23 protein-coding genes are annotated in these 25329 nt (G+C 74.4%); 17 read left to right on the plus strand and 6 right to left on the minus strand.

Annotated features, from left to right (window positions below; genetic code table 11):
* Positions 1 to 164: 164 nt before the first annotated feature.
* The 8 genes from steA to CRP30_RS06655 are packed head-to-tail and all read left to right on the plus strand — an operon-like array spanning position 165 to position 10661.
* The gene (gene steA / locus CRP30_RS06620) at positions 165 to 1352 is read left to right on the plus strand and encodes a putative cytokinetic ring protein SteA (RefSeq protein WP_097183208.1); all 1188 of its coding nucleotides are present in this window, start codon (positions 165 to 167) and stop codon (positions 1350 to 1352) included.
* Positions 1349 to 2296, plus strand: coding sequence for a copper transporter (locus CRP30_RS06625; protein WP_097183209.1), 948 nt, complete (start codon positions 1349 to 1351; stop codon positions 2294 to 2296). Before steA ends, CRP30_RS06625 begins: the two co-directional genes overlap by 4 nt.
* Positions 2293 to 3147 carry a hypothetical protein gene (locus CRP30_RS06630; protein ID WP_097183210.1) on the plus strand — a complete coding sequence of 285 codons (855 nt, stop codon included), beginning with the start codon at positions 2293 to 2295 and terminating at the stop codon, positions 3145 to 3147. Before CRP30_RS06625 ends, CRP30_RS06630 begins: the two co-directional genes overlap by 4 nt.
* A complete protein-coding gene (gene murJ, locus CRP30_RS06635; protein ID WP_097183211.1) occupies positions 3144 to 4811 on the plus strand; it encodes a murein biosynthesis integral membrane protein MurJ in 1668 nt (555 codons plus the stop codon). The genes CRP30_RS06630 and murJ overlap by 4 nt, the downstream gene beginning before the upstream one ends.
* Positions 4804 to 5952, plus strand: a complete 1149-nt coding sequence (locus tag CRP30_RS06640) for a glycosyltransferase family 4 protein (protein ID WP_097183212.1) — start codon at positions 4804 to 4806, stop codon at positions 5950 to 5952. The genes murJ and CRP30_RS06640 overlap by 8 nt, the downstream gene beginning before the upstream one ends.
* The gene (locus CRP30_RS06645) at positions 5949 to 8321 is read left to right on the plus strand and encodes a hypothetical protein (RefSeq protein WP_097183213.1); all 2373 of its coding nucleotides are present in this window, start codon (positions 5949 to 5951) and stop codon (positions 8319 to 8321) included. Before CRP30_RS06640 ends, CRP30_RS06645 begins: the two co-directional genes overlap by 4 nt.
* Positions 8296 to 10062 (plus strand): CTP synthase, encoded by a 1767-nt coding sequence (pyrG, locus tag CRP30_RS06650; protein WP_255407332.1) that lies wholly within the window; start codon positions 8296 to 8298, stop codon positions 10060 to 10062. Before CRP30_RS06645 ends, pyrG begins: the two co-directional genes overlap by 26 nt.
* A complete protein-coding gene (locus tag CRP30_RS06655) occupies positions 10062 to 10661 on the plus strand; it encodes an NUDIX domain-containing protein (protein ID WP_097183214.1) in 600 nt (199 codons plus the stop codon). Before pyrG ends, CRP30_RS06655 begins: the two co-directional genes overlap by 1 nt.
* Positions 10662 to 10669: 8 nt before the next feature.
* On the opposite strand, the gene CRP30_RS06660 is transcribed toward CRP30_RS06655, so the two are convergent.
* Positions 10670 to 11614, minus strand: coding sequence for a helix-turn-helix transcriptional regulator (locus CRP30_RS06660; RefSeq protein ID WP_097183215.1), 945 nt, complete (start codon positions 11612 to 11614; stop codon positions 10670 to 10672).
* 91 nt (positions 11615 to 11705) lie between these two features.
* Here CRP30_RS06660 and CRP30_RS06665 point away from each other — a divergent pair, with 91 nt between their 5' ends.
* Positions 11706 to 12122, plus strand: a complete 417-nt coding sequence (locus CRP30_RS06665) for a VOC family protein (protein ID WP_097183216.1) — start codon at positions 11706 to 11708, stop codon at positions 12120 to 12122.
* Positions 12123 to 12144: 22 nt separating this feature from the next.
* Here CRP30_RS06665 and CRP30_RS06670 read toward each other — a convergent pair whose 3' ends face one another.
* Positions 12145 to 12750, minus strand: a complete 606-nt coding sequence (locus tag CRP30_RS06670) for a hypothetical protein (protein ID WP_097183217.1) — start codon at positions 12748 to 12750, stop codon at positions 12145 to 12147.
* A gap of 206 nt (positions 12751 to 12956) precedes the next feature.
* Between CRP30_RS06670 and ald the strand changes: the two genes are divergently transcribed.
* From ald to scpB, 6 genes are all read left to right on the plus strand, one after another.
* Positions 12957 to 14072, plus strand: a complete 1116-nt coding sequence (ald, locus tag CRP30_RS06675; RefSeq protein WP_097183218.1) for an alanine dehydrogenase — start codon at positions 12957 to 12959, stop codon at positions 14070 to 14072.
* A gap of 35 nt (positions 14073 to 14107) precedes the next feature.
* The gene (locus CRP30_RS06680) at positions 14108 to 15037 is read left to right on the plus strand and encodes a site-specific tyrosine recombinase XerD (protein ID WP_200814590.1); all 930 of its coding nucleotides are present in this window, start codon (positions 14108 to 14110) and stop codon (positions 15035 to 15037) included.
* 213 nt (positions 15038 to 15250) lie between these two features.
* Positions 15251 to 16153: a ParA family protein gene (locus CRP30_RS06685; RefSeq protein WP_097183219.1), complete on the plus strand. Its 903-nt coding sequence runs from the start codon at positions 15251 to 15253 to the stop codon at positions 16151 to 16153.
* Positions 16150 to 16644, plus strand: coding sequence for a hypothetical protein (locus CRP30_RS06690; protein WP_097183220.1), 495 nt, complete (start codon positions 16150 to 16152; stop codon positions 16642 to 16644). The genes CRP30_RS06685 and CRP30_RS06690 overlap by 4 nt, the downstream gene beginning before the upstream one ends.
* 22 nt (positions 16645 to 16666) lie before the next feature.
* A complete protein-coding gene (locus tag CRP30_RS06695; RefSeq protein WP_097183221.1) occupies positions 16667 to 17545 on the plus strand; it encodes a segregation and condensation protein A in 879 nt (292 codons plus the stop codon).
* Positions 17542 to 18402: an SMC-Scp complex subunit ScpB gene (gene scpB / locus CRP30_RS06700; RefSeq protein WP_097183222.1), complete on the plus strand. Its 861-nt coding sequence runs from the start codon at positions 17542 to 17544 to the stop codon at positions 18400 to 18402. The genes CRP30_RS06695 and scpB overlap by 4 nt, the downstream gene beginning before the upstream one ends.
* Before the next feature lie 3 nt (positions 18403 to 18405).
* Here scpB and CRP30_RS06705 read toward each other — a convergent pair whose 3' ends face one another.
* Positions 18406 to 18852 (minus strand): hypothetical protein, encoded by a 447-nt coding sequence (locus CRP30_RS06705; protein ID WP_097183223.1) that lies wholly within the window; start codon positions 18850 to 18852, stop codon positions 18406 to 18408.
* A 73-nt stretch (positions 18853 to 18925) separates the two neighbouring features.
* Positions 18926 to 19342 (minus strand): hypothetical protein, encoded by a 417-nt coding sequence (locus tag CRP30_RS06710; RefSeq protein ID WP_143278414.1) that lies wholly within the window; start codon positions 19340 to 19342, stop codon positions 18926 to 18928.
* Between the two features lie 89 nt (positions 19343 to 19431).
* On the opposite strand from CRP30_RS06710, the gene CRP30_RS06715 reads away from it, so the two are divergent.
* Complete coding sequence (locus CRP30_RS06715) at positions 19432 to 20289, plus strand: pseudouridine synthase (protein WP_235003228.1); 858 nt, start codon at positions 19432 to 19434, stop codon at positions 20287 to 20289.
* A gap of 21 nt (positions 20290 to 20310) precedes the next feature.
* On the opposite strand, the gene CRP30_RS06720 is transcribed toward CRP30_RS06715, so the two are convergent.
* On the minus strand, positions 20311 to 22707 hold the full coding sequence (locus CRP30_RS06720) for a beta-xylosidase/alpha-l-arabinosidase (protein WP_235003229.1): 2397 nt from the start codon (positions 22705 to 22707) through the stop codon (positions 20311 to 20313).
* Positions 22708 to 22734: 27 nt separating this feature from the next.
* Entirely contained in the window at positions 22735 to 23736 is a 1002-nt protein-coding gene (locus CRP30_RS06725; RefSeq protein WP_097183225.1) for a LacI family DNA-binding transcriptional regulator, read from the minus strand.
* Between the two features lie 276 nt (positions 23737 to 24012).
* On the opposite strand from CRP30_RS06725, the gene CRP30_RS06730 reads away from it, so the two are divergent.
* A complete protein-coding gene (locus CRP30_RS06730) occupies positions 24013 to 25323 on the plus strand; it encodes an ABC transporter substrate-binding protein (RefSeq protein WP_097184012.1) in 1311 nt (436 codons plus the stop codon).
* Positions 25324 to 25329: the final 6 nt, after the last annotated feature.

A 25329-nucleotide genomic window follows, 5' to 3' on the forward strand; every position in this document is an offset into this window, starting at 1 on the left:
GCCGCAACGTTAGTCACGGCTCGGTAACGATCCCGCTCACGTGACGACCGGCTCGGAGCGGGCGTGTCGTTGCCACCGTGGTGTCGGACACGGTGCGTAACTGAGAGGTCGCCGAGGCGCGTCGGAGGACGGGCCTCCCAGGTCAGCGTGAAAGCATCGGTGGCATGCGCATCGGCACCCTTCGGCGCGGCCGGGGACAGGACGCCGGGCCCGGCACCTCCGGCACCGTCCGCCTGGACCGCCGCACGAAGAACCTCACGAAGCGGCTGCAGCCCGGCGACATCGCGGTCATCGACCACGTGGACATCGACCGCGTCGCCGCCGACGCGCTGGTGGGTCGCAAGGTCGCCGCGGTGGTCAACGCGGGCGCCAGCATCTCCGGCCGCTATCCCAACCTGGGCCCGGAGATCCTCATCACCGCCGGCATCCCGCTGCTCGACGAGGTCGGCAAGGACGTCTTCGGCCGGGTCAAGGAGGGCGCGCACGTCCGCCTCGAGGGCAACCAGCTGCTCACCGACGACGACCAGGTCGTCGCCGAGGGCAAGCTGCACGACCGTCCCTCGGTCGCCATGGCGATGGCCGAGGCCAAGGCGGGCCTGTCCACCCAGCTCGAGGCCTTCGCCACCAACACGATGGAGTACATGAAGCGGGAGCGCGCGCTCCTGCTCGACGGCGTGGGCGTCCCCGACGTCACGACGCAGATCGAGGGCCGGCACGTGCTGGTCGTCGTCCGCGGCTACGACTACAAGGAGGACCTGCAGGCCCTCCGTCCCTACATCCGCGACTACCGGCCGGTGCTCATCGGCGTCGACGGCGGGGCGGACGCGCTGCGCGAGATGGGTTACCAGCCGGACATGATCGTCGGCGACATGGACTCCGTCAGCGACGACTCGCTGACCTGCGGCGCCGAGGTGGTCGTGCACGCCTACGCCGACGGCCGGGCGCCCGGCCTCGCGCGGGTGCAGGACCTCGGCGTCGAGGCGATCACCTTCCCGGCATCGGCCACCAGCGAGGACATCGCGATGCTGCTCGCCGACGAGAAAGGCGCCACGCTCATCGTGGCCGTCGGCACGCACGCGACCCTCGTGGAGTTCCTCGACAAGGGGCGTGGCGGGATGGCCTCCACGTTCCTCACCCGGCTGCGGCTGGGCGGCAAGCTCGTCGACGCCAAGGGCGTGAGCCGCCTCTACAAGAGCCGGATCTCCACCGCTGCCCTGGTGATCCTGGTCCTCGCCGCCTTCCTGGCCATCGGCTCCGCGCTGGCCGTGTCCGCGGCCGGCCGGGTCTACCTCGACCTCCTGCTCGACCAATGGAACAGCTTCGTGTTCTGGTTGGAGAACCTCTTCTCGTGATCGACTTCCGCTACCACTTGGTCTCGCTGATCGCCGTCTTCCTGGCGGTCGCCCTCGGGATCATCATCGGCACCACCGCGCTCAACGAGCCGATCCTCGCCGACATCGAGAACCAGGTGGCCGACCTCGAGCAGGACAAGCGCGCCCTCGAGGACCGCACGCAGCAGCTGCAGGCGCAGCTGGACACCACCGAGGCCTTCGAGCAGGCCGTCGCCGGGCCCCTGGTCGCCGGCACGCTGGCCGGCCGCAGCGTCCTGCTGGTGCGCACCAACGAGGACGTGACCCCCGAGGTCGTCGAGCAGGTGACCGCGCTGATCACCGAGGCCGGCGGCACGGTCGGAGGCACCATCTCGCTGCGACCGGAGTACAGCGACCAGGCCACCGCCTCCAGCCTGCAGAACTACGCCACCGGCGGCGGGCTGCCGCCGGGCATCGAGCTCTCGCCCACCGACGACGCCGGTCAGCTGGTCGCCGGCCTCGTCGGTCAGGTCCTCATGACCCGGCCCGGCCTGCCGGCGCCGGACGCCGCCGCCGTGTCCTCGGTGGTCTCGGGGCTGTCATCGCTCGACGTGCTGTCCCTCGACACCGACACCGTGACGCCGTCGGACTACGCGGTCGTCCTGACCACCGGTGCCTTCTCCGGGGACGACGCCGAGGAGCGCAACGCCACCCTGGTCGACCTCGTGTCCGCCCTCGACACGGCGGGCTCGGGTGCCGTCGTGGCGGGCGACGCCGCGTCCGCCGGCGAGGCCGGTCTGGTGGGCGTCATCCGCGCCGATCCCGAGCTGTCGGCCGCGATCTCGACGGTGGACAACGTGGGCAGCGCCGCAGGCCGGATCAGCACCGTGCTGGCGCTGGGCTCCGAGAGCGAGGGCACCTCCGGCAAGTACGGCACCGGCGAGGACACCCAGCCGGTGCCGCCGGTGCCCGCCGCCGCGCCATGACGGCCGGCGCCGGGAGCACGGCCGGCCGGAAGGTGCGGCTCGCGCTGGCGGGTGCTGGCGCCGCGCGCGCGGCACTGGCCGGCGCGGGGGCGCTGACCGCACGGCCCGCCGGCGCGGCGTGGCGCCGGACGAACTACGCCGGGCGCCCGGTCACCCTGCTGGGCGGCCCTGCGCTGGCCCTCTCCGCCACCGCGTCCGCCGTCCTCGGCGCCCCCGCGGGGACTCGTGCCGCCGCCGCCGTCGTCGGCGCCGTCTCCGGTGCGGTGGGCGCCTACGACGACCTCGCCGGAGCACGCCCCGAACAGGCGCGCGACAAGGGGCTCGCCGGGCACTTCGCCGCCCTGCGGGCCGGGCGGGTCTCGGCCGGCGCCGTGAAGGTCGCCGGCATCGGCGCGGCTGCCGCCGTCGCCGCCGTCCTCACCCGCCGCGGCACGGGACCGGGCGCGCTGGTCGACGGCGTCCTGACGACCGGGCTCGTGGCCGGGACGGCGAACCTGGTCAACCTGCTCGACCTGCGGCCCGGTCGCGCGGGCAAGGCCGGCGTCCTCGCGGCCGCCGCCGGGATCGGCGGCCCGGCCGGTGCCCTGGTCGCCGGCCCGCTCGGCGCGACGCTGGCAGTGCTGCCGGCCGACCTCGGCGAGCAGGTGATGCTCGGGGACGCCGGGGCCAACGCGCTCGGCGCCCTGCTCGGGCTGCGCCTGGCCGCCATCCCGGCCCGCGCCTCCCGGTCCGTGCTGCTCGCCGGCGTCGTAGGGCTCACCCTCGCCAGCGAGAAGGTCAGCTTCACGAAGGTCATCGAGGCGACGCCGGGACTGCGCGAACTGGACCTCCTCGGCCGCCGCACGTCGTGAGCCGCCGCTCGGTCGCGCAGGGCGTCGCCGGCGCCGCCGCGCTCATCGCCGTCCTGACGCTGCTCGCCCGGCTCGCCGGCTTCGGACGCACGCTCGTCTTCACCAACACCGTCGGCGCGAACAGCACGGGCGACACGTACCAGGCGGCGAACACCGTCCCCAACATCGTCTTCGAGGTCGTCGCCGGCGGTGCGTTGGCCAGTCTCGTCGTCCCGATGCTGGCCGGTGGCATCGCAGCGGGGAACACCGACCAGGTGCGCCGGACGGCGTCGGCGCTGCTGGGCTGGACGCTGCTGGTCCTGACGCCGCTGGCGGTGGCGATCGCCCTGCTGGCCGAGCCGATCGCGCGGCTCCTGCTCGGTGGCGGCGGGAACGAGGCCGAGATCGCCGTGGCCGCCCGGTTCCTGCTGGTGTTCGCCCCGCAGGTGGTGCTCTACGGCATCGGCATCGTGCTGACCGGCATCCTGCAGGCCCACCGACGGTTCGCCGGCCCGGCCATAGCGCCGTTGCTCTCCAGCCTGGTGGTGGCCGGCGCCTACCTGACCTTCGCCGCCATCGGGGGCGCTCCGGACGTCGACGACCTGTCCCGCCCGGCGGAGCTGGTCCTGTCGGTGGGGACGACGCTCGGTGTGGTGGCGCTCAGCCTGAGCCTGCTCGTCCCCCTGCGGGGTCTGCGGCTCGGTCTCCGTCCGACGCTGCGCTTCCCGGTGGGCGCCGCGCCGCGGGTCCGCCGGCTCGCCCTGGCGGGGATCCTCACGCTGGCCGGCCAGCAGCTGGTCGCCGCCGTGGCCATCCGGCTCGCCGCCGACGGCCCGGACGGCACGCAGGTCGTCTACGCGGCCGGCCTGACGTTGTTCCTCGTCCCGTGGGCGGCGCTCGCCGTCCCGCTGGCCACCTCCGCCTACCCCGGCCTGGCCGAGCGGGCCGACGCCGGGGACGAGCCGGGCTTCCGGCGGGCACTGGCGCCCGTCGCCGTGCTGGTGGTGGCCGCGTCCGCGGTGGCGGCGGGCCTGCTGGTCGCGGTCGCGGGGCCCATGGCCCGCGTCTTCCTGGCGAGCCAGGAGGCGCCGGTGGTCGCCGCCCTCCGGGACACGATCATCGCCTTCGCGCCCGGCCTGCCCGGCTACGCGCTCGTGGCCCTGCTGACCCGGGCGCTGTACGCGCGCGGCCTCTGGAGGTCGCCCACGGTCTGTGTCGTGGGTGGCTGGCTCCTGGCGGTCGTCACCGACGTCGTCCTGGCGCGGGTGCTGCCGGCCGACGACCGTGCGCTCGCGCTCGGCGCGGGCCACAGCGTGGGGGTCACCGTCGCCGGGCTCGGCCTCCTCGCGGTGGTCGCCCGCACGGCGGGGCGGGACGCCCTGGCCGGGGCCGGCCGGGCCGGCGTGCCCGTGCTGGCCGGGGCGGCGCTGGGAACTGCGGCCGGTCTGTTCGCCGTGCGCGCGCTGGACGCCGACCCCGTTCCCGACGACGTGCTCACGGCCGTCGTCGGCGGTCTGGCCGGAGCGGCGATCCTGCTGGTCGTCGCACTGGCGGTCATCATGGGAACGGCACGACGCCCCCTGGCCCAGGCGTGGCGCGCACTCCGTGCGCCGGAGACCACGGACCCGACGGCCACGGGCGCCGTCCGGGGCGCAGCGGACCGACAGGAGGTGCACGGTGACTGAGCAGTCGCCCCTGCGCGGTCGCCGCATCGTCGAGGTGCTCGCCACGAGCGCCGGTGGCGTGGGCAGCCACATCCGGACGATCGTGCCCGCCATCCGTGCCGCCGGTGCCTCGGTGCGGGTCTGCGGTGCACCCGCCACCGAGCAGCTGTTCGGCTTCACCGCGACGGGCGCCGACTTCCGCCCGGTGGGGATCTCCTCCGGGCTCGACCCCTTCGCCGACGGCCGCGCTGTCCTCCAGCTCCGCGGCGCCCTCGAGGGCGCCGACCTGCTGCACGCCCACGGGCTGCGGGCCGGGCTGGTGGCCGCCGTCGCCCGCCGCGCCTCCGGCGCCCCGGCCCGGCCCCTGGTCCTGACCCTGCACAACGCCCTCCAGGAGAACTCGGGCCCGAAGCAGCGGCTGCTCCGGGCGCTCGAGGGCCGCACCATCCGCGCGGCCGACATGGTCCTGGCCGTCTCCGGCGACCTCGCGGACAACGCCCGGCGGCTGGGCGCCCGCGACGTCCGCGTCGTCCCCGCGCTCGCCCCCGCGCTGGCACCGGCGGCCCGCTCGCGCGACGAGGTGCGCGAGGAGCTCGGCCTGGACGCGGGCCGGCCCCTCGTCGTCGCCGTCGGGCGCCTGCACCCGCAGAAGGGCTACGACGTACTCCTCGACGCCGTCGCCCGGTGGGAGTCCGACGGCCGGCTCCGGCCCGCCCCGCTGGTCGCGATCGCCGGCGACGGACCGCTCGAGGAGCAGCTGGCCGGGCGGATCCGCGCGGAGCGGCTCCCGGTGCTCCTCCTGGGCCGACGGTCCGACGTGGCCGACCTGCTCGGTGCCGCCGACCTCTGCGTCCTGCCCTCGCGCTGGGAGGGCAGCCCGTTCACCGGTCAGGAGGCGCTCCGCGCCGGCACCCCGCTGGTCGCCACCCGAGCCGGGGGCATGCCCGAGCTGTTCGGCGACGCCGCGGCGTTCGTCCCGGTGGGCGACGCCGGAGCCCTGGCCGACGCCGTCGTGGCGGTCCTCGACGACCCCGCCCGCGCCGACCAGCTGGCCGCGGCCGGCCCGCTGCAGGCCGCGGGATGGCCGGACGAGGAGGCCGCGGGCCGGCAGATCGCCGCGGTCTACCGCGAGCTGCTCGGCGCCCCCGGAGGCGCCGCATGAGACCCGCCGGCCGCGCCGCCGTGCTCCTCGCGGTCCTGCTCGCGCTGCTGCTCGGCGCGGCAGGACCGCTCGCCGCGGCCGAGGAAGGCGCGGGCGACCCGTCGGCGGACAGCGTCCTGGTGGTCGGCGTGCCGGGCCTCACCTGGAGGGACGTCGACCCCGAGGGGACGCCGGAGCTCTGGGCACTGGCCGGGGAATCGGCGATCGGCGCCGTCTCGGTGCGCGCCGCCCGGGGGACGACCTGCGTCCTCGACGGCTGGGCCACCCTGGGCGCCGGCAACCGGGCACGCGTGCCCGGGCCCGACGAAGGCCTCCCGCCGGTTCCCCTGCCCACCGTGCCGCTGCCCGACGAGGAGGCGCCGCCCGCCACCCAGCCGCCGGGGCAGGACGGCGCACCGGCCCCGGAGCCGCAGCTGGACACCTCGCTGTCCTACTGCGGGCTGCAGGAGCGCGCGGCCAGCGTCGCGCTCGTCGACCCCGAGGCGACCGCGGCCCGCACGGCGGAGGACGAGGGCACGCGGCGCTTCGGCGCCGAGCCCGGTGCCCTCGCGTCGGCGGTCGGGTGCGCGACCGTCTCCGGACGGGCGGCGACGCTCGCGGCGGCGGTGCCCGACGTCGCCCTCACCCGCGTCGACGACCTGCCGTCCGACCCCGTCGAGCTGGCCGAAGTGCTCGCGGCCTGCCGCCTGTCGCTCGTCACGCTGAACCAGCTGACCGATGCCGGCCAGCCGGGCGCGGAGAAGACCGACGACGGCACCGACCCCGCGCCCCGCGCCGCCGCGCTGCTGCGCATCGACCGCGCCGTGGGCGAGCTCCGTGCCGCGGTCGACGCGCTGCCGGGGGAGACGCTGCTCCTGCTCGCCGGCATCTCGGAGGTGAACGACGGCCGGCCACAGCTGCACGTCGGCATGGCCGCCGGCCCCGGGTTCGGCGACGACGCCTGGCTGAGCTCGGCGAGCACCGGGCGGGCTCCCTACGTCCAGCTCATCGACCTGGCCCCCACGGCGCTGCGGGCCCTCGGGCTGGACCGGCCGTCGTCGATGAACGGGCAGCCGATGCGCTCGGACGGCGAGCGGCCGGAGTTGTCGGCCGCCGTCCAGGAGCTGCGGGACCTCAACACCGCCGCCACCGTGCACCACCGCAACGTCGGCGCGTTCTTCTGGGTCCTCGTCGCCGTGTCGGCGGTCGTCGTCGCGGCGGGCGTGGTCGTGCTCGGAGGGTGGCAGCGCCGGCCGGTCGGCGCGGCGCCCGGCACCCGGACCCGGGCCCTGCTGCGCACCCTGGCCCTGGCCGCCGCCGCCCTGCCGGTCGCGACCTACCTCGGTGGGCTCGTCCCGTGGGAGCGGACGGGCGCGCCGGGAGCCACGCTCGTCACCGCCGTCGTCGTCGCCGCCCTGGCCGTCGTCGCCCTCGCGCTCGCCGGGCCGTGGCGCCGGCACCCGGTGGGGCCGCCTCTGGTCGTCCTCGCGGTCACGCTCGCGACGCTGCTGCTCGACGTCCTCACCGGGTCCACGCTGGAGATCAACGGCTTCCTGGGCTACGACGCCGTCGTCGCCGGCCGGTTCACCGGTTACGGCAACCTCAGCTTCGGCCTCCTGTCGGTCAGCGCCCTGCTGGTCACCGCGGCCGTGGCGACGGCCGTCGGCCGGCGGGCCGCACCGGCGCGCACCCGGCTCGTCACCGGCGCCACCGTCGTCGGCATCGGCCTGCTCACCGTCGCGGTCATCGGGGCGCCGGCGCTCGGCCGGGACTTCGGCGGCGTGCTGTCGGCCATGCCCGGCTTCCTGCTCCTGGCGATGCTGCTCGCCCGCGTCCGGGTGACGGTGCTGCGGTTCGCCGCCATCCTCGCCCTGGCGGTGCTGGCCGTCGGGACTGTCGCCGTCCTGGACTGGAGCGGTCCGGCCGACGACCGCAGCCACCTGGGCCGGTTCGTCGAGCAGGTGCTCACCGGTGAGGCATGGACGGTCGTCAGCCGCAAGGCCCAGGCCAACGTCGACATCCTGCTGGGCAGTCCGCTCGCCTGGATGCTGCCGGTCGCCCTGGTGGCGGGCGTCTGGCTGCTGCGGCCCGGCGGGCTGCTCCGCGGGCGCGCGGGGCTGCCGCCCGCCGACGTCGCCGTCCTGCGGGCCGGCCTGCTCGCCGGCGCCCTCAGCCTCGCCCTCGGGGCCGCGGTGAACGACTCCGGTGTCGCGCTGCCCGCGGCGGCCGCGGCGCTGCTGGTGCCGCTGCTCGTCTGGCTGGCGGCCGGAGCGGGCCCCAGCGGTACCGGTTCGGGGGAGACGGCGGGTGGCGCTCCCCACTCCGGGCCGGTCGAGGGCGCCGAGCGTGTTACGGTCGTCTCCCGTGGATCGACCGTCGGGAACGCCTGAATCCCTCTCATCGCCGTCCCTCTCGACCCGGGGCCTGCTGCACAACTCCCAGCCGACGAAGTTCGTCTTCGTCACCGGCGGCGTTGTGTCCTCTCTCGGCAAGGGACTGACAGCGAGCTCGCTGGGCGCCCTGCTCTCCAGCCGTGGCCTCCGGGTCACCATGCAGAAGCTGGATCCCTACCTCAACGTCGACCCCGGGACGATGAACCCGTTCCAGCACGGCGAGGTCTTCGTCACCGAGGACGGTGCCGAGACCGACCTGGACGTCGGGCACTACGAGCGGTTCCTGGACATCGACCTCTCCGGCCGGGCCAACGTCACCACCGGGCAGGTCTACTCGAACGTGATCGCCAAGGAGCGGCGCGGTGAGTACCTGGGCGACACCGTGCAGGTCATCCCGCACATCACCAACGAGATCAAGTCGCGGATCCTGGCCGGCGCCGGGGGGCCCGAGCGGGGCGGCCATGACCGGGTTGATGTCGTCATCACCGAGATCGGCGGGACCGTCGGCGACATCGAGTCGCTGCCCTTCCTCGAGGCCGCCCGCCAGGTGCGGCACGAGATCGGCCGGGACAACTGCTTCTTCCTGCACATCTCGCTGATCCCCTACATCGCGCCGTCGGGCGAGCTGAAGACCAAGCCGACGCAGCACTCGGTAGCCCAGCTGCGCAGCATCGGCATCCAGCCCGACGCGCTCGTGTGCCGGTCGGACCGGGAGATCTCCGAGGGGCTCAAGCGGAAGATCAGCCTGATGTGCGACACCGACGTCGAGGGCGTGGTGTCCTGCCCCGACGCGCCGTCGATCTACGACATCCCCAAGGTGCTGCACCGCGAGGGCCTGGACGCCTACGTCGTCCGCCGGCTGGGGCTGCCCTTCCGCGACGTCGACTGGACCGTGTGGGGCGACCTGCTGGACCGGGTGCACGCGCCCAAGGAGACCGTCACCATCGCGCTGGTCGGCAAGTACATCGACCTGCCCGACGCCTACCTGTCCGTCACGGAGGCGCTGCGCGCCGGTGGCTTCGCCCACCGCAGCCGGGTCCAGATCCGGTGGGTGCCCTCCGACGACTGCTCGACCCCGGAGGGTGCCGAGAAGGCGCTGGCCGGCGTCGACGGCGTCTGCATTCCCGGTGGCTTCGGCGTCCGCGGCATCGAGGGCAAGCTCGGGGCGCTGAAGTACACCCGGACCAACGGCATCCCCACCCTCGGTCTGTGCCTCGGCCTGCAGTGCATGGTCATCGAGTACGCGCGCAACGTGTCCGGTCTCGAGCACGCCAACTCGGCCGAGTTCGACCCGGAGACGCCCGACGCCGTCATCGCGACCATGGCCAGCCAGGTGGACGTCATCGCGGGCGAGCGCGACCTCGGCGGCACGATGCGTCTGGGCAGCTACCCGGCGAGCCTGCAGAAGGGCTCGGTCGCCGCGGCCGCCTACGGGTCGACCGAGATCACCGAGCGGCACCGGCACCGCTACGAGGTCGCCAACGCCTACCGCGACCGGCTCTCCGATGCCGGCCTCGTGTTCTCCGGCACCTCGCCCGACGGCCTGCTGGTGGAGTTCGCCGAGCTGCCCCGCGAGGCGCACCCCTTCTACGTCGGCACCCAGGCCCACCCGGAGCTCAAGAGCCGCCCCACGCGACCGCACCCGCTGTTCGCGGCGTTCGTGCAGGCGTCGATCGACTACCAGGAGGCGGCGCGCCTGCCCGTCACGTTCGACGAGGCGGAGAAGGTCGGCATCTGATGGGGGACAGCGGAGAGCCGGCCCCGCACGAGTTCCGGGTGCTCGACAGCGAGACGCTGTTCGAGGGCCGGGTCATCTCGCTGCGCCGCGACACCGTGAGCATGCCCGGCGGTGGGGACAGCGTCCGGGAGATCGTGACCCACCCCGGTGCCGTGGCCGTGGTGGCGCTGGACGACCAGGACCGCGTGGTGCTGCTGCGCCAGTACCGCCACCCCGTCGGCCGCCACCTCTGGGAGCTGCCGGCCGGGCTGCGCGACGCCGACGGCGAGCCGCCGCTGCGCACCGCCCAGCGCGAGCTCGCCGAGGAGGTTCAGTTGGCCGCAGGGCGCTGGTCCCTGCTGGTGAGCGTCTACAACTCGCCGGGCTTCAGCGACGAACTGGTGGAGGTCTACCTCGCGGAGGAGCTCACCGACGTCGCCCGCCCCGACGGTTTCGTCGTCGAGCACGAGGAGGCGGACATGACCGTCGAACGCGTGCCGCTCGCCGACGCCGTCCAGCGGGTGTTCGACGGCGACATCCGCAACTCCTCGGCGGTCGCCGGGGTGCTGGCCGCGGCGCAGGCCCGCAGCGGCTCCCGGCGCTTGCGCCCGGCCGACTGACCTGCGGTTCAGGAGCGGTACCGGGCGCTGAGCTCGGCACCGATCCGGGCCAGTTCGGACCGGACCGCCGACGGCTCGAGCACCTCGACCCCGGTGCCCCAGCCCGCGAGCGTGCGGGCGATGTCGAGCGCGGTCGGGGCGCCCAGCCGGACGCGGGCCCGGCCGTCCTCGTGCTCGCCGTCCGGCTCGCAGTGCCGCCCGAACTGGTCCTGCAGGACGTGCACGAAGCGGGTGTCGACGAGCACGGTCGCCTCCGTGCGCGAGCGCCGCTGCTCGACCTCTCCGACGACGTCGCGCCAGGCCCCCGCCAGGGCGAAGTCGTCGGGCCGCTCGGCCTGCTCGCCGGTCGGCTCGGCCGTGCGGATGCGGTCGACCCGGAAAGTCCGCTGCCCCTTGTTGGTCCCCGCGACCAGGTACCAGGTCTCGTCCTTGTCCACGAGCCCCCACGGGTCGACGACGCGCTCGGACGGTCGTCGGGCGGCGTCGACGTAGGTGATGCGGACCTTCTGGCGCCGGACGACGGCCGTCTGCAGCAGGTCGACGACCACGGGCCGGTCGCGGTCCCGCTCGCCCCACCGCGTCGGGTCGCTCATGGTGGCGGTCGCGGCGGCCTCCGCGTCGGCGCGGAAGGTCTGGGGCAGGGCCCGCACCAGCTTGCGCAGCGCCGTCCGGGCCTCGTCGGAGACCGAGGCCGCCGGCCCGACGATCAGGAACAGCGCCTGCGCCTCCCTGGCCGAGAGGCCGGTGAGGTCGGTTCGCGCGCCGCCCACCAGCGACCATCCGCCGCCGCGCCCGGCCTGGGGGTACACCGGGACTCCGGCGGTGGACAGCGCCTCGAGGTCGCGGCGCGCGGTCGCGAGGGACACCTCCAGCTCGCGGGCGAGCTCGGCCGCGGTCACCCGGCCGCGGGCCTGCAGGAGCAGGACGGTGGCGACGAGGCGGTCAGCACGCACGACGACCCTCGATCCGGGCGCGGAAAGTGCTCAGTTGGTGAGCACTTTAGCCGCCAGCATGGGAGCTACAACCGCTTCGAGAGGGACTGCCATGTTGCGAGGACTCACCACCGTCACCTACTTCGCCGACGACGTGCCGGCCGCCGTTCGCTGGTACGCCGAGGTGGCCGGCGCGGACCCGTACTTCGTCCGCCCCGAGGAGGGGCCGCCGGCCTACGTCGAGTTCCGCCTCGGCGACCTCCAGCACGAGCTGGGCATCCTCGACCGGCGGTACGCGCCCGCGGCCACCGGCCCGGCCGGGGGCGGCGTCGTCACCTACTGGGCGGTGGACGACGCCCGGGCGGCCTTCGACCGGCTGCTCGCCCTCGGTGCGACGGTGCACCAGGAACCCATCGAGCGCGGGCCCGGGTACGTCACCGCGTCGGTCGTCGACCCGTTCGGCAACGTGCTGGGCGTGATGGCGAATCAGCACTACCTGGACATGGTCGAGGGGCGGGCATCTGCCTGAGATCCGCCGCTCCGGCCCGCTGTCAGCCCGGTAGCCGGAGCCCCAGGCGGTCCAGCTCGACGGCCGCGAGGGCGCGGACGGCGGCCGGGTCGCCGGCCTGCCAGGCGGCCCCGGTGCCGGCCGGCAGCGCGGCGAGGCGGGGGAGAGGCGCCGTCGCCAGGGCCCGGGCGGCGAGGACGTACAGGTCCGGGGTGCCCCGCAGCAGGCTCTGCGCGGCGGCGGCCTCCCGGGCCCAGCGCAGCCGCCACGGGAGCCAGCGCAGCACGAGCCAGCCGACGGGCAGCACCACGAGGACGACGGCGAGCACCGTGGCCAGCGTGCCCACGGCGTCCTGCGCGGCCTGACCGGCGCCGGTGACCGAGCCGCCCGCATCGGCCAGCGCGTCGAAGGGCGTTGACAGCTCGTCACCGACGACGGGGACGTCCTCGGCGACACCGGCCGCGGATCCCATGTTCCCGGCCACGGACTCGCCCAGGTCCTCCACCGCCCGGCCGGGCTCGGCCAGCACCAGGACGGCGCCGTGGACCGTGCGGGCGACGAGCACCCACAGCAGGGCCCAGGCGAGCAGGCCCACGTCGGCCAGCAGCTGGCGGGTGCGCTGGGCGGGGTGCTGGGCGTAGAGCTGCATCGCTGCATCCTCCGGGCCGCCGGCCGCGCGCGCAGGAGGGGCGGAGGAGGGGCGCCGGCGGGGCGCCGTGGCGGCGGCGTGCGGGGTGCGGTGCCGGCGCCGTGCCTAGACTCCGGCCGAGGCGCGCCCCGACCGGGCCGCCCACGTCGCGGGTCGGCCCACCGTCACCTCGGGGGAGCCCACCGCCGGACGCCAGGGAGTCGAAGATGCGGGTCGGGGTCCCCCGAGAGGTCAAGAACCGTGAGTACCGGGTGGCGCTCACCCCGGCCGGTGTGACCGAGCTGGTCCGGGCCGGGCACGAGGTGCTCGTGGAGCAGGCGGCGGGGGAAGGGTCCTCGATCCCGGACGGCGACTACACCGCCGCCGGCGCGCGGATCGTCGCCTCGGCGGACGACGTGTGGGCCGACGCCGATCTGCTGCTCAAGGTCAAGGAGCCCGTCGCCGAGGAGTACGGCCGCCTCCGGGCGGACCAGACGCTCTTCACCTACCTGCACCTCGCGGCGTCGAAGGAGTGCACCGACGCGCTCGTGGCCTCCGGGACGACCGCCATCGCCTACGAGACCGTCCAGACCGCAGACGGCGCGCTCCCGCTGCTGGCGCCCATGTCCGAGGTGGCCGGCCGGATGGCCCCGCAGGTGGGCGCCCACAGCCTCGAGCGGGCCCACGGCGGGCGGGGTGTCCTGCTGGGTGGCGTGTCCGGGGTCTACGCCGCCAAGGTCGTCGTCATCGGCGCCGGGGTCTCGGGGATGAACGCGGCCGCGATCGCGCTCGGGATGCAGGCCGAGGTCGTCGTCCTGGACCGGGACATCGACAAGCTCCGCGCCGCGGACCGGATCTACCAGGGACACCTGCAGACGGTGGCGTCGAACGCCTACGAGGTCGAGCGGGCGGTCCTCGACGCCGACCTGGTCATCGGCGCGGTGCTGGTGCCGGGCGCCAAGGCGCCCACGCTGATCAGCAACGAGCTGGTGTCGCGGCTGAAGCCCGGGTCGGTGCTCGTCGACATCGCGGTCGACCAGGGCGGCTGCTTCGAGGACACGCGGCCGACGACGCACGACGACCCGACGTTCCGGGTGCACGACTCCGTCCTCTACTGCGTGGCCAACATGCCCGGCGCCGTGCCGAACACCTCGACCCACGCGCTGACCAACGTGACGCTGCCCTACGTCATGGCGCTGGCCACCGAGGGCACCGCGGCGGCGGTCCGGGGCAACCGCCCGCTGGCGCACGGTGTCAACGTGGTCGCCGGTCAGGTAGTCCTCCCGGAGGTCGCCGACGCCCACGGGATGACCGCCGTGCCGCTCGAGGAGGTCCTGCTCTGACGAGCGCGCTGGACGCCGGTCCCGCGCTGGAGCGCGTGGTCACCGGCTACCTGGACCACCTCACGGTCGAGCGCGGACTGGCGGCCAACACGATCGCCTCCTACCGGCGGGACCTGCGCCGGTACACGGAGTACCTGACCGCCGCGGGCGTCCGCGGGCTGCGCGAGGTCGCCGGGTCCGACGTGTCCGGGTTCCTCTCCGCCCTGCGCGAGGGTGGCCGGGTGGGGGACGTGGACCATCCGCCGCTGTCGGCGACGTCGGCGGCCCGCGCGGTCGTGGCCGTGCGCGGCCTGCACCGGTTCGCCCTGCTCGACGGGCTGGTGCCGGACGACGTCGCCCACGAGGTCCGCCCGCCGACGCCGGCCCGGCGCCTGCCGAAGGCGGTCCCGGTGGAGTCCGTGGTGGCCCTGATCGAGGCGGCCGGGTCGGTCGAGGGCCCGCGGGGACTGCGCGACCGCGCCCTGCTGGAGGTGCTCTACGGCACCGGCGCCCGCATCTCCGAGGCGGTCGGTCTCGCCGTCGACGACCTCGATCGCGGGCAGGCGGCGGTGCGGCTGGCGGGCAAGGGTGGCAAGGAGCGCGTCGTTCCCGTCGGCAGCTATGCGCTGCGGGCGGTGGAGGACTACCTCGTCCGGGCCCGTCCGGCCCTGGCGGCCGGCGCCCGCGGTGGTGTCCGCGGCGGGGTGCTGTTCCTCAACGCGCGGGGTGGTCCGCTGTCCCGGCAGAGCGCGTGGTCGATCCTGCGCTCGGCCGCCGAGCGCGCCGGCCTGGATCCCGCGACCGTCTCCCCGCACACGCTGCGGCACTCCTTCGCCACCCATCTGCTCGACGGCGGCGCCGACGTCCGGGTCGTCCAGGAACTGCTCGGGCACGCGTCGGTCACGACGACGCAGGTCTACACGCTGGTGACCGTGGACCGACTCCGCGAGGTCTACGCGACCAGTCACCCGAGGGCGCTCACCTGACACCGGGCTGCCGTGCTTCTTGGCAGTTTCTGGAGCGCGTTCCGGTTGAGCAGTCACACACGTTGTCATTTAGCGCCATGTCGACAAGTGGTCCGGCGTGCCGCCTTGGGAACCTCCGCCACCCTTCGTAGCGTCTCCATCACCCGAGCGGACAGGACGGCTGACCGCACCCGGAACGACCGGGATCGGGCACGAGGTGGAGGCAACAGACCCATGGCTACCCGAGCGGACGCGGCCTCTGCCGTCGCGCGCCCGCACGACAGCGGCCCCGAGATGGGGGCGATCTCGCGTCAGGACCCGGCGAAGGCACGACAGCGCCCCCTGCCCGAGCCCAAGCCCCTCACGGAGCACGGGCCGGCCCGCATCATCGCGATGTGCAACCAGAAGGGCGGCGTCGGCAAGACCACGTCGACCATCAACCTGGGTGCGGCGCTGACCGAGTACGGCCGGCGCGTGCTGCTCATCGACCTGGACCCGCAGGGCGCGCTCTCGGTCGGCCTGGGCATCCCCGCCCAGAACATGGACCGGACGATCTACAACGCCCTCATGGAGCGGAAGACCACGCTGGCCGACGTCCGCGTGCCCACCGACATCCCGGGCCTGGACCTCGTGCCGAGCAACATCGACCTGTCGGCCGCCGAGGTCCAGCTGGTCAGCGAGGTCGCGCGTGAGCAGACCCTGCTGCGGGTGCTGGCCGACGTGCGCGACGACTACGACTACATCCTCATCGACTGCCAGCCCTCGCTGGGGCTGCTGACGGTCAACGCGCTGACGGCGGCCCAGGGCGTGATCATCCCGCTGGAGTGCGAGTTCTTCTCCCTCCGCGGCGTGGCCCTGCTCGTCGACACCATCGACAAGGTCAAGGAACGGCTCAACCCGTCGCTGGAGATCTCCGGGATCCTCGCGACGATGTACGACTCGCGGACGGTGCACTGCCGCGAGGTGTTCAGCCGCGTCGTCGAGGCCTTCGACGACGTCGTGTTCCAGACCGTCATCCAGCGCACCGTGCGGTTCCCGGAGACCACGGTCGCCGGTCAGCCGATCACCACGTGGGCCCCCACGTCGTCGGGCGCCTCGGCGTACCGCGACCTCGCCAAGGAGGTGCTGGCTCTATGACCCGCCGGCCAGTTCTGCCCGGTGCCTCGGAGCTGTTCCGTCGCACCGACTCGACCGCCTCGGCCCCCGAGGTCACCGAGCTGCCCAGCCTGAGCGCCACCGCCAGCTCGCCCGCCCTGCGCGGTGCCGCACGGCAGCCGGAGGAGGTCGCGAGCGCGCCCCTCACCCTGGTCCCCGGCGGTGCGGTGCACGACGACGACCTCGCCGGGTTCCGTTCCGCCCAGCCGGTGGCCACCCTGCAGCCGCACGTGCCCACCCGCGGACGACCGGTCCGGCGGACCGACCGCACCAAACACGACGAGAAGATCACCGTGTACATCTCCCAGGACGAGCTCCTCGCCCTGGAGTCCGCGCGGCTCACCCTGCGCGGCCAGCACGGTGTCGCGGTCGACCGCGGCCGGATCGTGCGCGAGGCCATCTCGGTCCTCCTGGCCGACCTCGGCGAGCGCGGCGAGGACTCCGTCCTGGTGCACCGACTCCGCGCCAAGTAGGAGAGCCATAAGCTCGGCGTCCGTGAGCAGTGAGACCGGCGCGGCGTCGGAGGCACCCATCGCCTCCGACGCCGCGCCGTCGCGTTTCACGGTGAAGCTGACGAACTTCGAGGGCCCGTTCGACCTGCTCCTCCAGCTGATCGGCAAGCACAAGCTCGACGTCACCGAGATCGCCCTGTCGCGGGTCACCGACGAGTTCATCGCGCACCTCCGGGCCCTCGGCGACCAGCTGGACCTCGACCAGGCCAGCGAGTTCCTGGTCATCGCGTCCACACTGCTCGACCTGAAGGCCGCGCGGCTGCTCCCGGCCGCCGACGTGGAGGACGAGGACGACCTCGAGCTGCTCGAGGCGCGCGACCTGCTGTTCGCCCGGCTCCTGCAGTACAAGGCCTACAAGCAGGCGGCGCGCTTCCTGCGGGAGCGCGAGGCCGAGGCCGCGCAGCGCTACCCCCGGGCGGCCGCGCTGGAGCCGCGGTTCGCCGACCTGGCCCCCGAGGTCGTCCTCGACCTGAGCCCCGAGGCGTTCGCCCGGCTGGCCGCTCGGGTGCTGGCGCCCAAGGCGCCGGAGGTGGTGAGCGTGTCCCATCTGCACGCTCCACCGGTGAGCGTCTCCGAGCAGCTGCTCGCCATCCGCAACCACCTGGTCCGGTCCGGGACGGCGACCTTCCGGGCGCTCACCGCCGACTGCGGGCACACCCTCGAGGTGGTGGCCCGCTTCCTGGCGCTGCTGGAGCTGTACCGGCAGCAACGGGTGGTGTTCGAGCAGCTGACACCGCTGGGGGAGCTGCACGTCCGGTGGACCGGCGGCTCCGTGCCGGACGACCGGCACAGCGACGACGTCGACGGCGCCGTCGGGGATGCTGCCGACGCAGCAGCGGACGTGGACGAGGAGTACGGGTGAGCGACGAGCCGGCAGGACCCGACGACCGGGCCCCCATCTCCTGGGACGCCCTCGCCGCCGAGCTGGCCGCCACCCGGGAGCTCGCGGAGAGCCGTGGGCAGGAGGAGCCGGGTACGTGGGACGCCGTCGCGGCGGAGCTGGCCGCGCGGGTCGCCGACCAGCCGGTCGAGGCCCCGCCGGAGCCGGCGCCCGTCCCGCAGGAGCCCGACCCGGACGACGAGCCGGCCGGGCAGGACCCGACGCCGGCCGACGTCCCGGCCGGGGAGCCGGCGCCCGACGAGCCGGCCGCGGAGCAGCTGGAGCTGCTCGCCCCCGAGGAGCTGCACGGCGGTCTGGAGGCGCTGCTGTTCGTCATGGACGACCCGGTCGACGAGGAGACCCTCGCCGCCGCGTTGCGCTGTTCCCGCGAGCAGGTGCGCACCGGGCTCGCCGGTCTGGCCGACGGCTACGAGCAGCGGCGGGCCGGCATCGCGCTCCGCAGGGTGGGGGAGGGGTGGCGGCTCTACACCCGGGAGGAGCACGCACCCGTCGTGGAGCGCTACCTGGTCGACGGGCAGCGGAGCCGGCTGACGCAGGCCGCGCTGGAGACCCTCGCCGTGATCGCGTACCGCCAGCCGGTGACCCGCGCCCGCGTCTCGGCGATCCGCGGCGTCGGCGTGGACGGCGTCATGCGCACGCTGCTCACCCGGGGCCTCGTGCACGAGGTGGGCAGCGATCCCGACAGCGGCGGGGGTCTGTACGCCACGACGCCGCTGTTCCTGGAGCGGCTCGGACTGGAGACCCTCGCGGACCTGCCCGAGCTCGCGCCGTTCCTGCCGGAGACCGCCGCGATGCTCGACGAGCACCCCGACAGCTGACGCTCAGGGGGTGGGCGAGGGCGACTCGGCCCGGCGCTCGAGCGCGGCGACGACGACGGTCACGCCGAGGGCGAGGAGCATGCCCACGGCCAGGAGCGTCCGCACCCAGGACGGCACCTGCACGACCAGCGGTGGACTCCCGTTGAGCAGGACGCCCAGGCCCCAGAGGACCAGGAAGGCCGACGACGACCGGACGCCCCACGGTGTCAGCGGCGTCCGGACGTGCGCGGCCTCCGACCACACCCGGCGCAGGTAGACGACGGCGACCAGGCCCGCGAACAGCCCGAGCAACGCCGGCGCGAGGTAGCTCCAGCCCGCGCGTCCGTGGATCAGGCGCACGACCAGCGCTGCGGCCAGCAGCACGGCGCCCGGGATCCCGAAGGCGAGACCGGTCCGCTGCCAGGCGCGCACGGCTGCCGCGTCCGCCGGCGGTCGACGACCTCCGATCACGTCCCCACCTCCTGTCTCCGATCCCACCGGACGCGACCGTCCTACCGGCTGCCCGTCGGGCGCGCGCGAGCGGTCACGCGGAGGCGTGACCGGCGCGCGTCGTGAACGCGAACGTCGCCGACGAGAGCAGGAACGCCCCGACCCCGACGGCCAGCGCGGCCCGGCGGAGGACGTCGGACTCCGCGTAGGGATCGAGCAGCAGGAAGGCCAGCAGACCGGCCATGGAGACGCCCGCCAGCGCGGCGGCGGCGCGTTCGGAGGCCCGGCGCGGCGGAGCCGGCGCGCTCGACGAGGACCGCCCGGAGCGGAGGGAGAGCAGCAGCACGAGCGACGCGCCCAGGGACAGCGACAGCGCGAGCAGCGCCGCCAGGCCCGCGCCGATGTCGGCGCCGTCGGCCGGGTCCCCGGTGAGCACCGCGACGAGGAAGAGCAGCCAGAGGAGGGTGGCCACGGCGGCGATTCCCAGCCCGATCCTGCGTGTTCTGTTCACGCGTCCAGCCTGCTGCATGCGTCGGCCCCAGCAGGTGGGTGTCACTCCGGCGGGGGAGCCGCGTCGTCGCGGTGGGAGACTGGGCGGTGATGAACGCCGTACCGGACGACCTGGACCCCACCGACGAGACCTCGACCGCAGCCGGCGACGGCTGGTCGGAGGACATGGAGCTCGCCCCGGTCCACCCCGGTGACCGGCCGGCGGACGACGCCGACGACGACCGCGAGGGCGAGCGCCTGCAGAAGGTCCTGGCCCGGGCGGGCGTCGGCTCCCGGCGGGTGTGCGAGGACATGATCGAGGCCGGCCGGATCAGCGTGAACGGCAGGCAGGTCGCCGTGCAGGGCATGCGGGTCCACCCTGGTCGCGACAAGATCGCCGTCGACGGCGTGCGGATCGAGATCCGCGAGGACCGGGTCACCTACGCGATGAACAAGCCTCCGGGCGTGATCACCGCCATGAGCGACGACCGCAACCGCCCGACCGTGGGGGACATGGTGGGCGACCTGGCCAAGGGGCTGGTCCACGTCGGACGCCTGGACCAGGACACCGAGGGCCTGCTGATCCTCACCACCGACGGCGAGCTGGCGCACCGTCTGGCCCACCCGTCCTACGGGGTCCGCAAGACCTACCTGGCCCAGGTGTCGGGGTCGGTGCCGCGGGACATGGCCCGCCGCCTGCGCGGTGGTGTCGAGCTGGACGACGGCCCGGTGAAGGCCGACTCGTTCCGGGTCGTGGACACCCACGCCGGGCAGTCCGTGGTCGAGGTGGTGCTGCACGAGGGCCGCAAGCACATCGTCCGTCGGCTGCTCGCGCACGTCGGGCTGCCCGTCTCGCGGCTGACCCGCACCGCCGTCGGGCCGATCGAGCTGCGGGCCATGCGCTCGGGCACGATCCGCCGGCTCAGCCGCGAAGAGGTCGGCGCGCTCCAGGAGCTGGTCGGCCTCTAGAACTCCCCCTCTGCGACTCCATCAGTGGAGGGTGACCTCCGCCGGGGTGGTCAGCACCCGGTCGGCGCCCACCAGCCGGTCGGGTCCGGTGAGCACGACGCGCGCGTCGAGCCGCAGGTCCTCGCTCGAGGAGCCGACCCGCAGGACGAGGTCGCCCGCCTCCACCACCCGGCGGAGGTCGCGGCCGGTGAACGACGCGCGGTCGGTGTGCACCGAGAAGCGGACGTCCGCCGAGCCGCCGGGCGCCAGGTCGACGCGTGCGAAGCCCACCAGCTGGCGCACGGGGCGGACGACGCTGGCGACCGGATCCTCCAGGTACAGCTGGACGACCTCGGCTCCGGCCCGGAACCCGGTGTTCGTCACCGTGCAGGAGAGGGTCAGGGCGCCGTCGGTCGGCACCGGCACCGGCTCGTCGCCCACCGGCCGGTCGTCGACGCGGAGGTCGGCGTACGCGAACGCGGTGTAGCTCAGGCCGTGCCCGAAGGGGAACGCCGGTGTCGGGTCGGCGGTGCTGATGTCGCTGCGGCGGGCCAGGGCCGCGCCCAGGTAGGTGCCGGGCTGGCCACCGGGGGAACGGGGCACCTGGACCGGTAGGCGGCCGGACGGGTTCACCCGTCCGCTCAGGACGCCGGCGACGGCGCCGGCCCCCTCCTCGCCGGGGAAGAAGGCCTGCACGACCGCGGCGGCCCGGGCCACGACGTCGCCCAGCGCGTAGGGCCGGCCGGCCAGCAGCACCACGACCACCGGGGTGCCCGAGTCGAGGAGGGCGTCCAGCAGCGCTGCCTGCGAGCCGGGGAGGCGCAGGTCGTCGGCGTCGCACCCCTCGCCCGAGGTGCCGCGCCCGAAGAGGCCCGCTCGGTCGCCCAGCACCGCCAGGCAGACGTCGGCCTCCCGCGCCGTCCGCACCGCGTCGGCGATCCCGCTGGGATCGACCTCCTGCACCGGGCAGCCGAGGGCGGTGTCCACGACGGCCCCCGGGAACTCCGCGCGCACCGCCTCCAGCACCGTGGCCATCTCGACGCCCACCGGCATCCCCGGGTGGTGCGCACCGGCGTGGTTGGGGAAGGCATAGCAGCCCATGAGCGAGAGGACGTCGTCGGCGCACGGACCCACGACCGCCACCCGCGCCGGGTGGGCCAGCGGCAGCATCCCCGACCGGTTGTCCAGCAGGACGACGGACCGCTCGGCGAGCGACCGGGCAAGCTCGCGCATCGGCGGTGGGTCGAAGTCGATCGGCCCGCCGGCGCGGAGGGCCGGCGGCTCCGGGTCCCAGTCGGGGTCGAGGAGGCCGAGCTCGGCCTTCTGCAGCAGCACGCGCTCCACCGAGCGGTCCACGACGGCCATCGGCACGCGACCGGACCGGACCAGCTCGAGCAGCGGCTCGCCGTAGCACCGGACCGTCGGCAGTTCCACGTCGATGCCGGCGGTGAGCGCCAGCGCGGCGGCCTCGCCCGGCGAGCCCGCCTGTCCCTGCGTCGTCTCCAGGAAGGAGACGGCGAAGTAGTCGGCGACGACGACGCCCTCGAAGCCGAGGCGGCCGCGGAGCAGGTCGGTGAGCAGGGCTGGGTCGGCGGCCGGCGGCACGCCGTCCACGGCGGCGTAGGAGTTCATGACCGAGCGCGCACCGCCGTCGCGGAGCGCAGCCTCGAACGGGGGCAGGACGACGTCGGCGAACTCGCGCGGGCCGAGGTGGACCGGGGCGTGGTTGCGGCCGGCAGCCGAGGCCGAGTAGCCGGCGAAGTGCTTGAGCGTGGCGACGATCCCGGCCCGCTCCAGTCCCCGTGTGTAGGCCGAGCCCAGGATCGAGACGAGGTACGGGTCCTCGCCGATCGTCTCCTCGGTGCGGCCCCAGCGGTAGTCGAAGGTGACGTCGAGGACGGGGGACAGGCCCTGGTGGACGCCGACGGACCGCATCAGCTCCCCGATGCCGTGCGCCATCGCCTCGACGGTGCCCGGGTCGAAGGACGCTCCCCAGGCCAGCGGAGTGGGGAAGACGGTGGCCTGCCAGGCCGCGAACCCGGTGAGGCACTCCTCGTGCGCCATCGCCGGGATGCCCAGGCGGGAGCCGGCGACCAGGTCGCGCTGCGTCTGGGCCAGCACGCGTGCCCCCGTCTCCGGCTCCACCGGGACGGTGCCGAACATCCGGGTGAGCTGGCCGAGCCCGGGCTTGGTCAGCTCGTCCCACGGTGGCAGCGGCTCGGCGAAGTCGTGCTGGTTGGGGGCGACCTCCTCGCCGTCACCGATCGCCGTCCACACGCCGTAGAGCTGGGCGACCTTCTCCTCCGTGGTCATCACCGCCAGCAGGGCCCGGACCCGTTCCGGCAGCGGCCGGGACGGGTCGCGCCACACGGCGGACGAGGCGGGGTCCACCGGCTCGGGGACGTCGGAGCTGGCGGCGCTGGCCACGGACTCGATCACGACAGGTGCTCCAGGGAGAGGGTGCGGTCAGCGGGGGCGTGCGGTCGAGGCCCGGGGAACCAGGTGGGTCGCGAGCTCGACGCGCTGGGTGTCGAGCGGCTGGCCGTCGATCAGCTGGTGCAGGATCCGTCCCGCCATCCGGCCCATGTCGGCCAGCGGCTGCCGGACGGTGGTCAGCGGCGGCGAGGACCAGCGGGCCATGGGCAGGTCGTCGAAGCCGACCACGCTCAGGTCGAGCGGCACCGAGAGGCCGGCCTGCCGGGCGGCCTCCATGACGCCGAACGCCTGCTCGTCGCTCCCGGCGAAGATCGCCGTGGGCGGGTCCGGCAGCTCCAGCAGTGCCCGGGCCTGGTCGTACCCGCCCTCGTGGTGGAAGTTGCCGTGCCGCACCAGGGCCGGGTCGACCCCGATCCCGGCCCGCTCGAGCGCGGCGCGGTAGCCGTCGATGCGGGCCCGGCTGCACAGGAAGTCCTCGGGACCGCCGACGACGGCGATCCGGCGGTGGCCGAGCTCCACGAGGTGCTCGGTGGCCGACAGCCCGCCGGCCCAGTTGGTCGCACCGACGCTCGGCACGTCCTGCCCCGGCATGTCCACCGGGTCGATGACCACCACGGGCAGGTGCGACTGCCCGAGCCGGCGCTGGTCGGCGGCCGTGAGGTGCGAGGTGACGACCAGTGCGCCCTGTCGGCCGCCGGCGATGAGCGACTGGACCCAGTCGGCCCCCGGGGACCGGGCCAGGGTGTTGACGACGACGTCGAGACCGCTCTCGGTGACGCCGCGCAGGATCTCGACGGCCCACGGGCTGTCCAGCGCGGTGAAGACGACGTCGACGAGCGGGGTCAGCGGCTCGGCGTTCTTCCGCGCCAGGGGGACGTAGTGGTGCTCCTCGAGGAGTTGGAGGACGTGCGCCCGGGTGGCGGGTGAGACGTCCTGGCGTCCGTTCACGACCTTGGACACGGTCGGCAGGGAGACGCCGGCCGCCGCCGCGATGCTGGCCAACGTGGGCCGACCGAGCTGCTGAGACGCCATCGCCGTCCTCCTGTTCCGGTTCCCGTCCGCCCGCGGTACCCGCGGGGGGAGTGGTCCCTACCACTCCGAAGATCACGTCACGTTATCGAAACTTTCGAAAACGCACCAGCTCATCCACCCTGACGGGGACCGTAGACCGCGGCGCCCGGCACCTGTCAACGATGACGTACGCGCCGCGTGACGGGGTGCGTTGACACCCAAGGTGACCCGGCTTACATTCTCGCAACTGCTCGAAACTTTCGGTTCCAACGACGAAACAGGAAGGTGGCGGTGGGGATGTCCTCCCGGCGTCTGACCCGTGCGGCCTGGCAGGCCGGCGCTCTCGTCATGGCAGGCACATTGGTCGCCTGCGGTTCCTCCGGACCCAGCGGCGGGGGCGGCGGTGACAGCGACGCCGTCCAGGTCTGGGCACTGGAGGACGCGGCCCTCAACCCCATCGAGGAAGCCTCCATCGAGCGCTTCAACGAGAGCTCGGACGCCGGCGAGGCCGAGCTGGCCACCTTCGGCAACGACCCCTACAAGCAGCGGCTCCGTGTCGCGCTGGGCTCGCCCAACGCCCCCGACCTGTTCTTCAACTGGGGCGGCGGCAACCTCAAGGAGTCGGTGGACGCCGACCAGGTCGAGGACCTCACGCCGCTGCTCGACGAGAACCCCGAGCTCCGCGACGCCTTCCTGCCCAGCGTGCTGGCCGGCGCGGAGCTCGACGGCAAGACCTACGGCCTGCCCATGCGCGGCATGCAGCCGGTCATGCTCTTCTACAACAACGCCGTCCTCGAGTCCGCGGGCGTCGCGGTGCCGGAGACGTGGGACGACCTGCTCGCCGCCGTCGACACGCTCAAGGGCGCGGGTGTCACGCCGGTCGCGCTGGCCGGCACCCAGCCGTGGACCGAGCTGATGTGGATCGAGTACATCCTCGACCGCGTCGGCGGCCCGGAGGTCTTCCAGGCCATCCGCGACGGCGAGGAGGGCGCGTGGGAGGACCCGGCGGTCCTCGAGTCGCTGACGATGCTGCGCGACCTCATCGACCGGGGCGCCTTCGGTACCGAGTTCGCCTCCGTCGGCTACGACGTCGGCGGTGCGTCCACGATCCTCGCGCAGGGCGACGCCGCGTTCCACCTCATGGGATCGTGGGAGTACACCAACCAGCTCAACGACAGCCCCGACTTCGTCGAGTCCGGTGACCTGGGGTGGACGACCTTCCCGGCCATCGAGGGTGGCGCGGGCGACCCGTCGAACCTGGTGGGGAACGTGTCGAACTTCTACTCGCTCACCAGCTCGTCGGGCAACAAGGAGGCGGCACGGGAGTTCCTGACGACCGCGCTGACCGACGACCAGTACATCTCCGACCTCATCGAGGCCGGTGACGTGCCGCCGGTGCAGGGCGTCCGCGACCAGCTGGCCGAGACGGAGAACGGCGACTACGCCACGTTCATCTACGACGCGACGGTCGACGCGGGCAACTTCCAGCTGTCCTGGGACCAGGACCTCCCGGCCGACGAGGCCACCGAGATGCTGACCCAGCTGGAGCAGTTGTTCCTCGGTGCCCAGACGCCGCAGGGGTTCGTCGACGCCATGTCGGCTCTCTGACCGGCC

The sequence above is a fragment of the Blastococcus haudaquaticus genome (assembly GCF_900230285.1).
Lineage (GTDB): Bacteria > Actinomycetota > Actinomycetes > Mycobacteriales > Geodermatophilaceae > Blastococcus_B > Blastococcus_B haudaquaticus.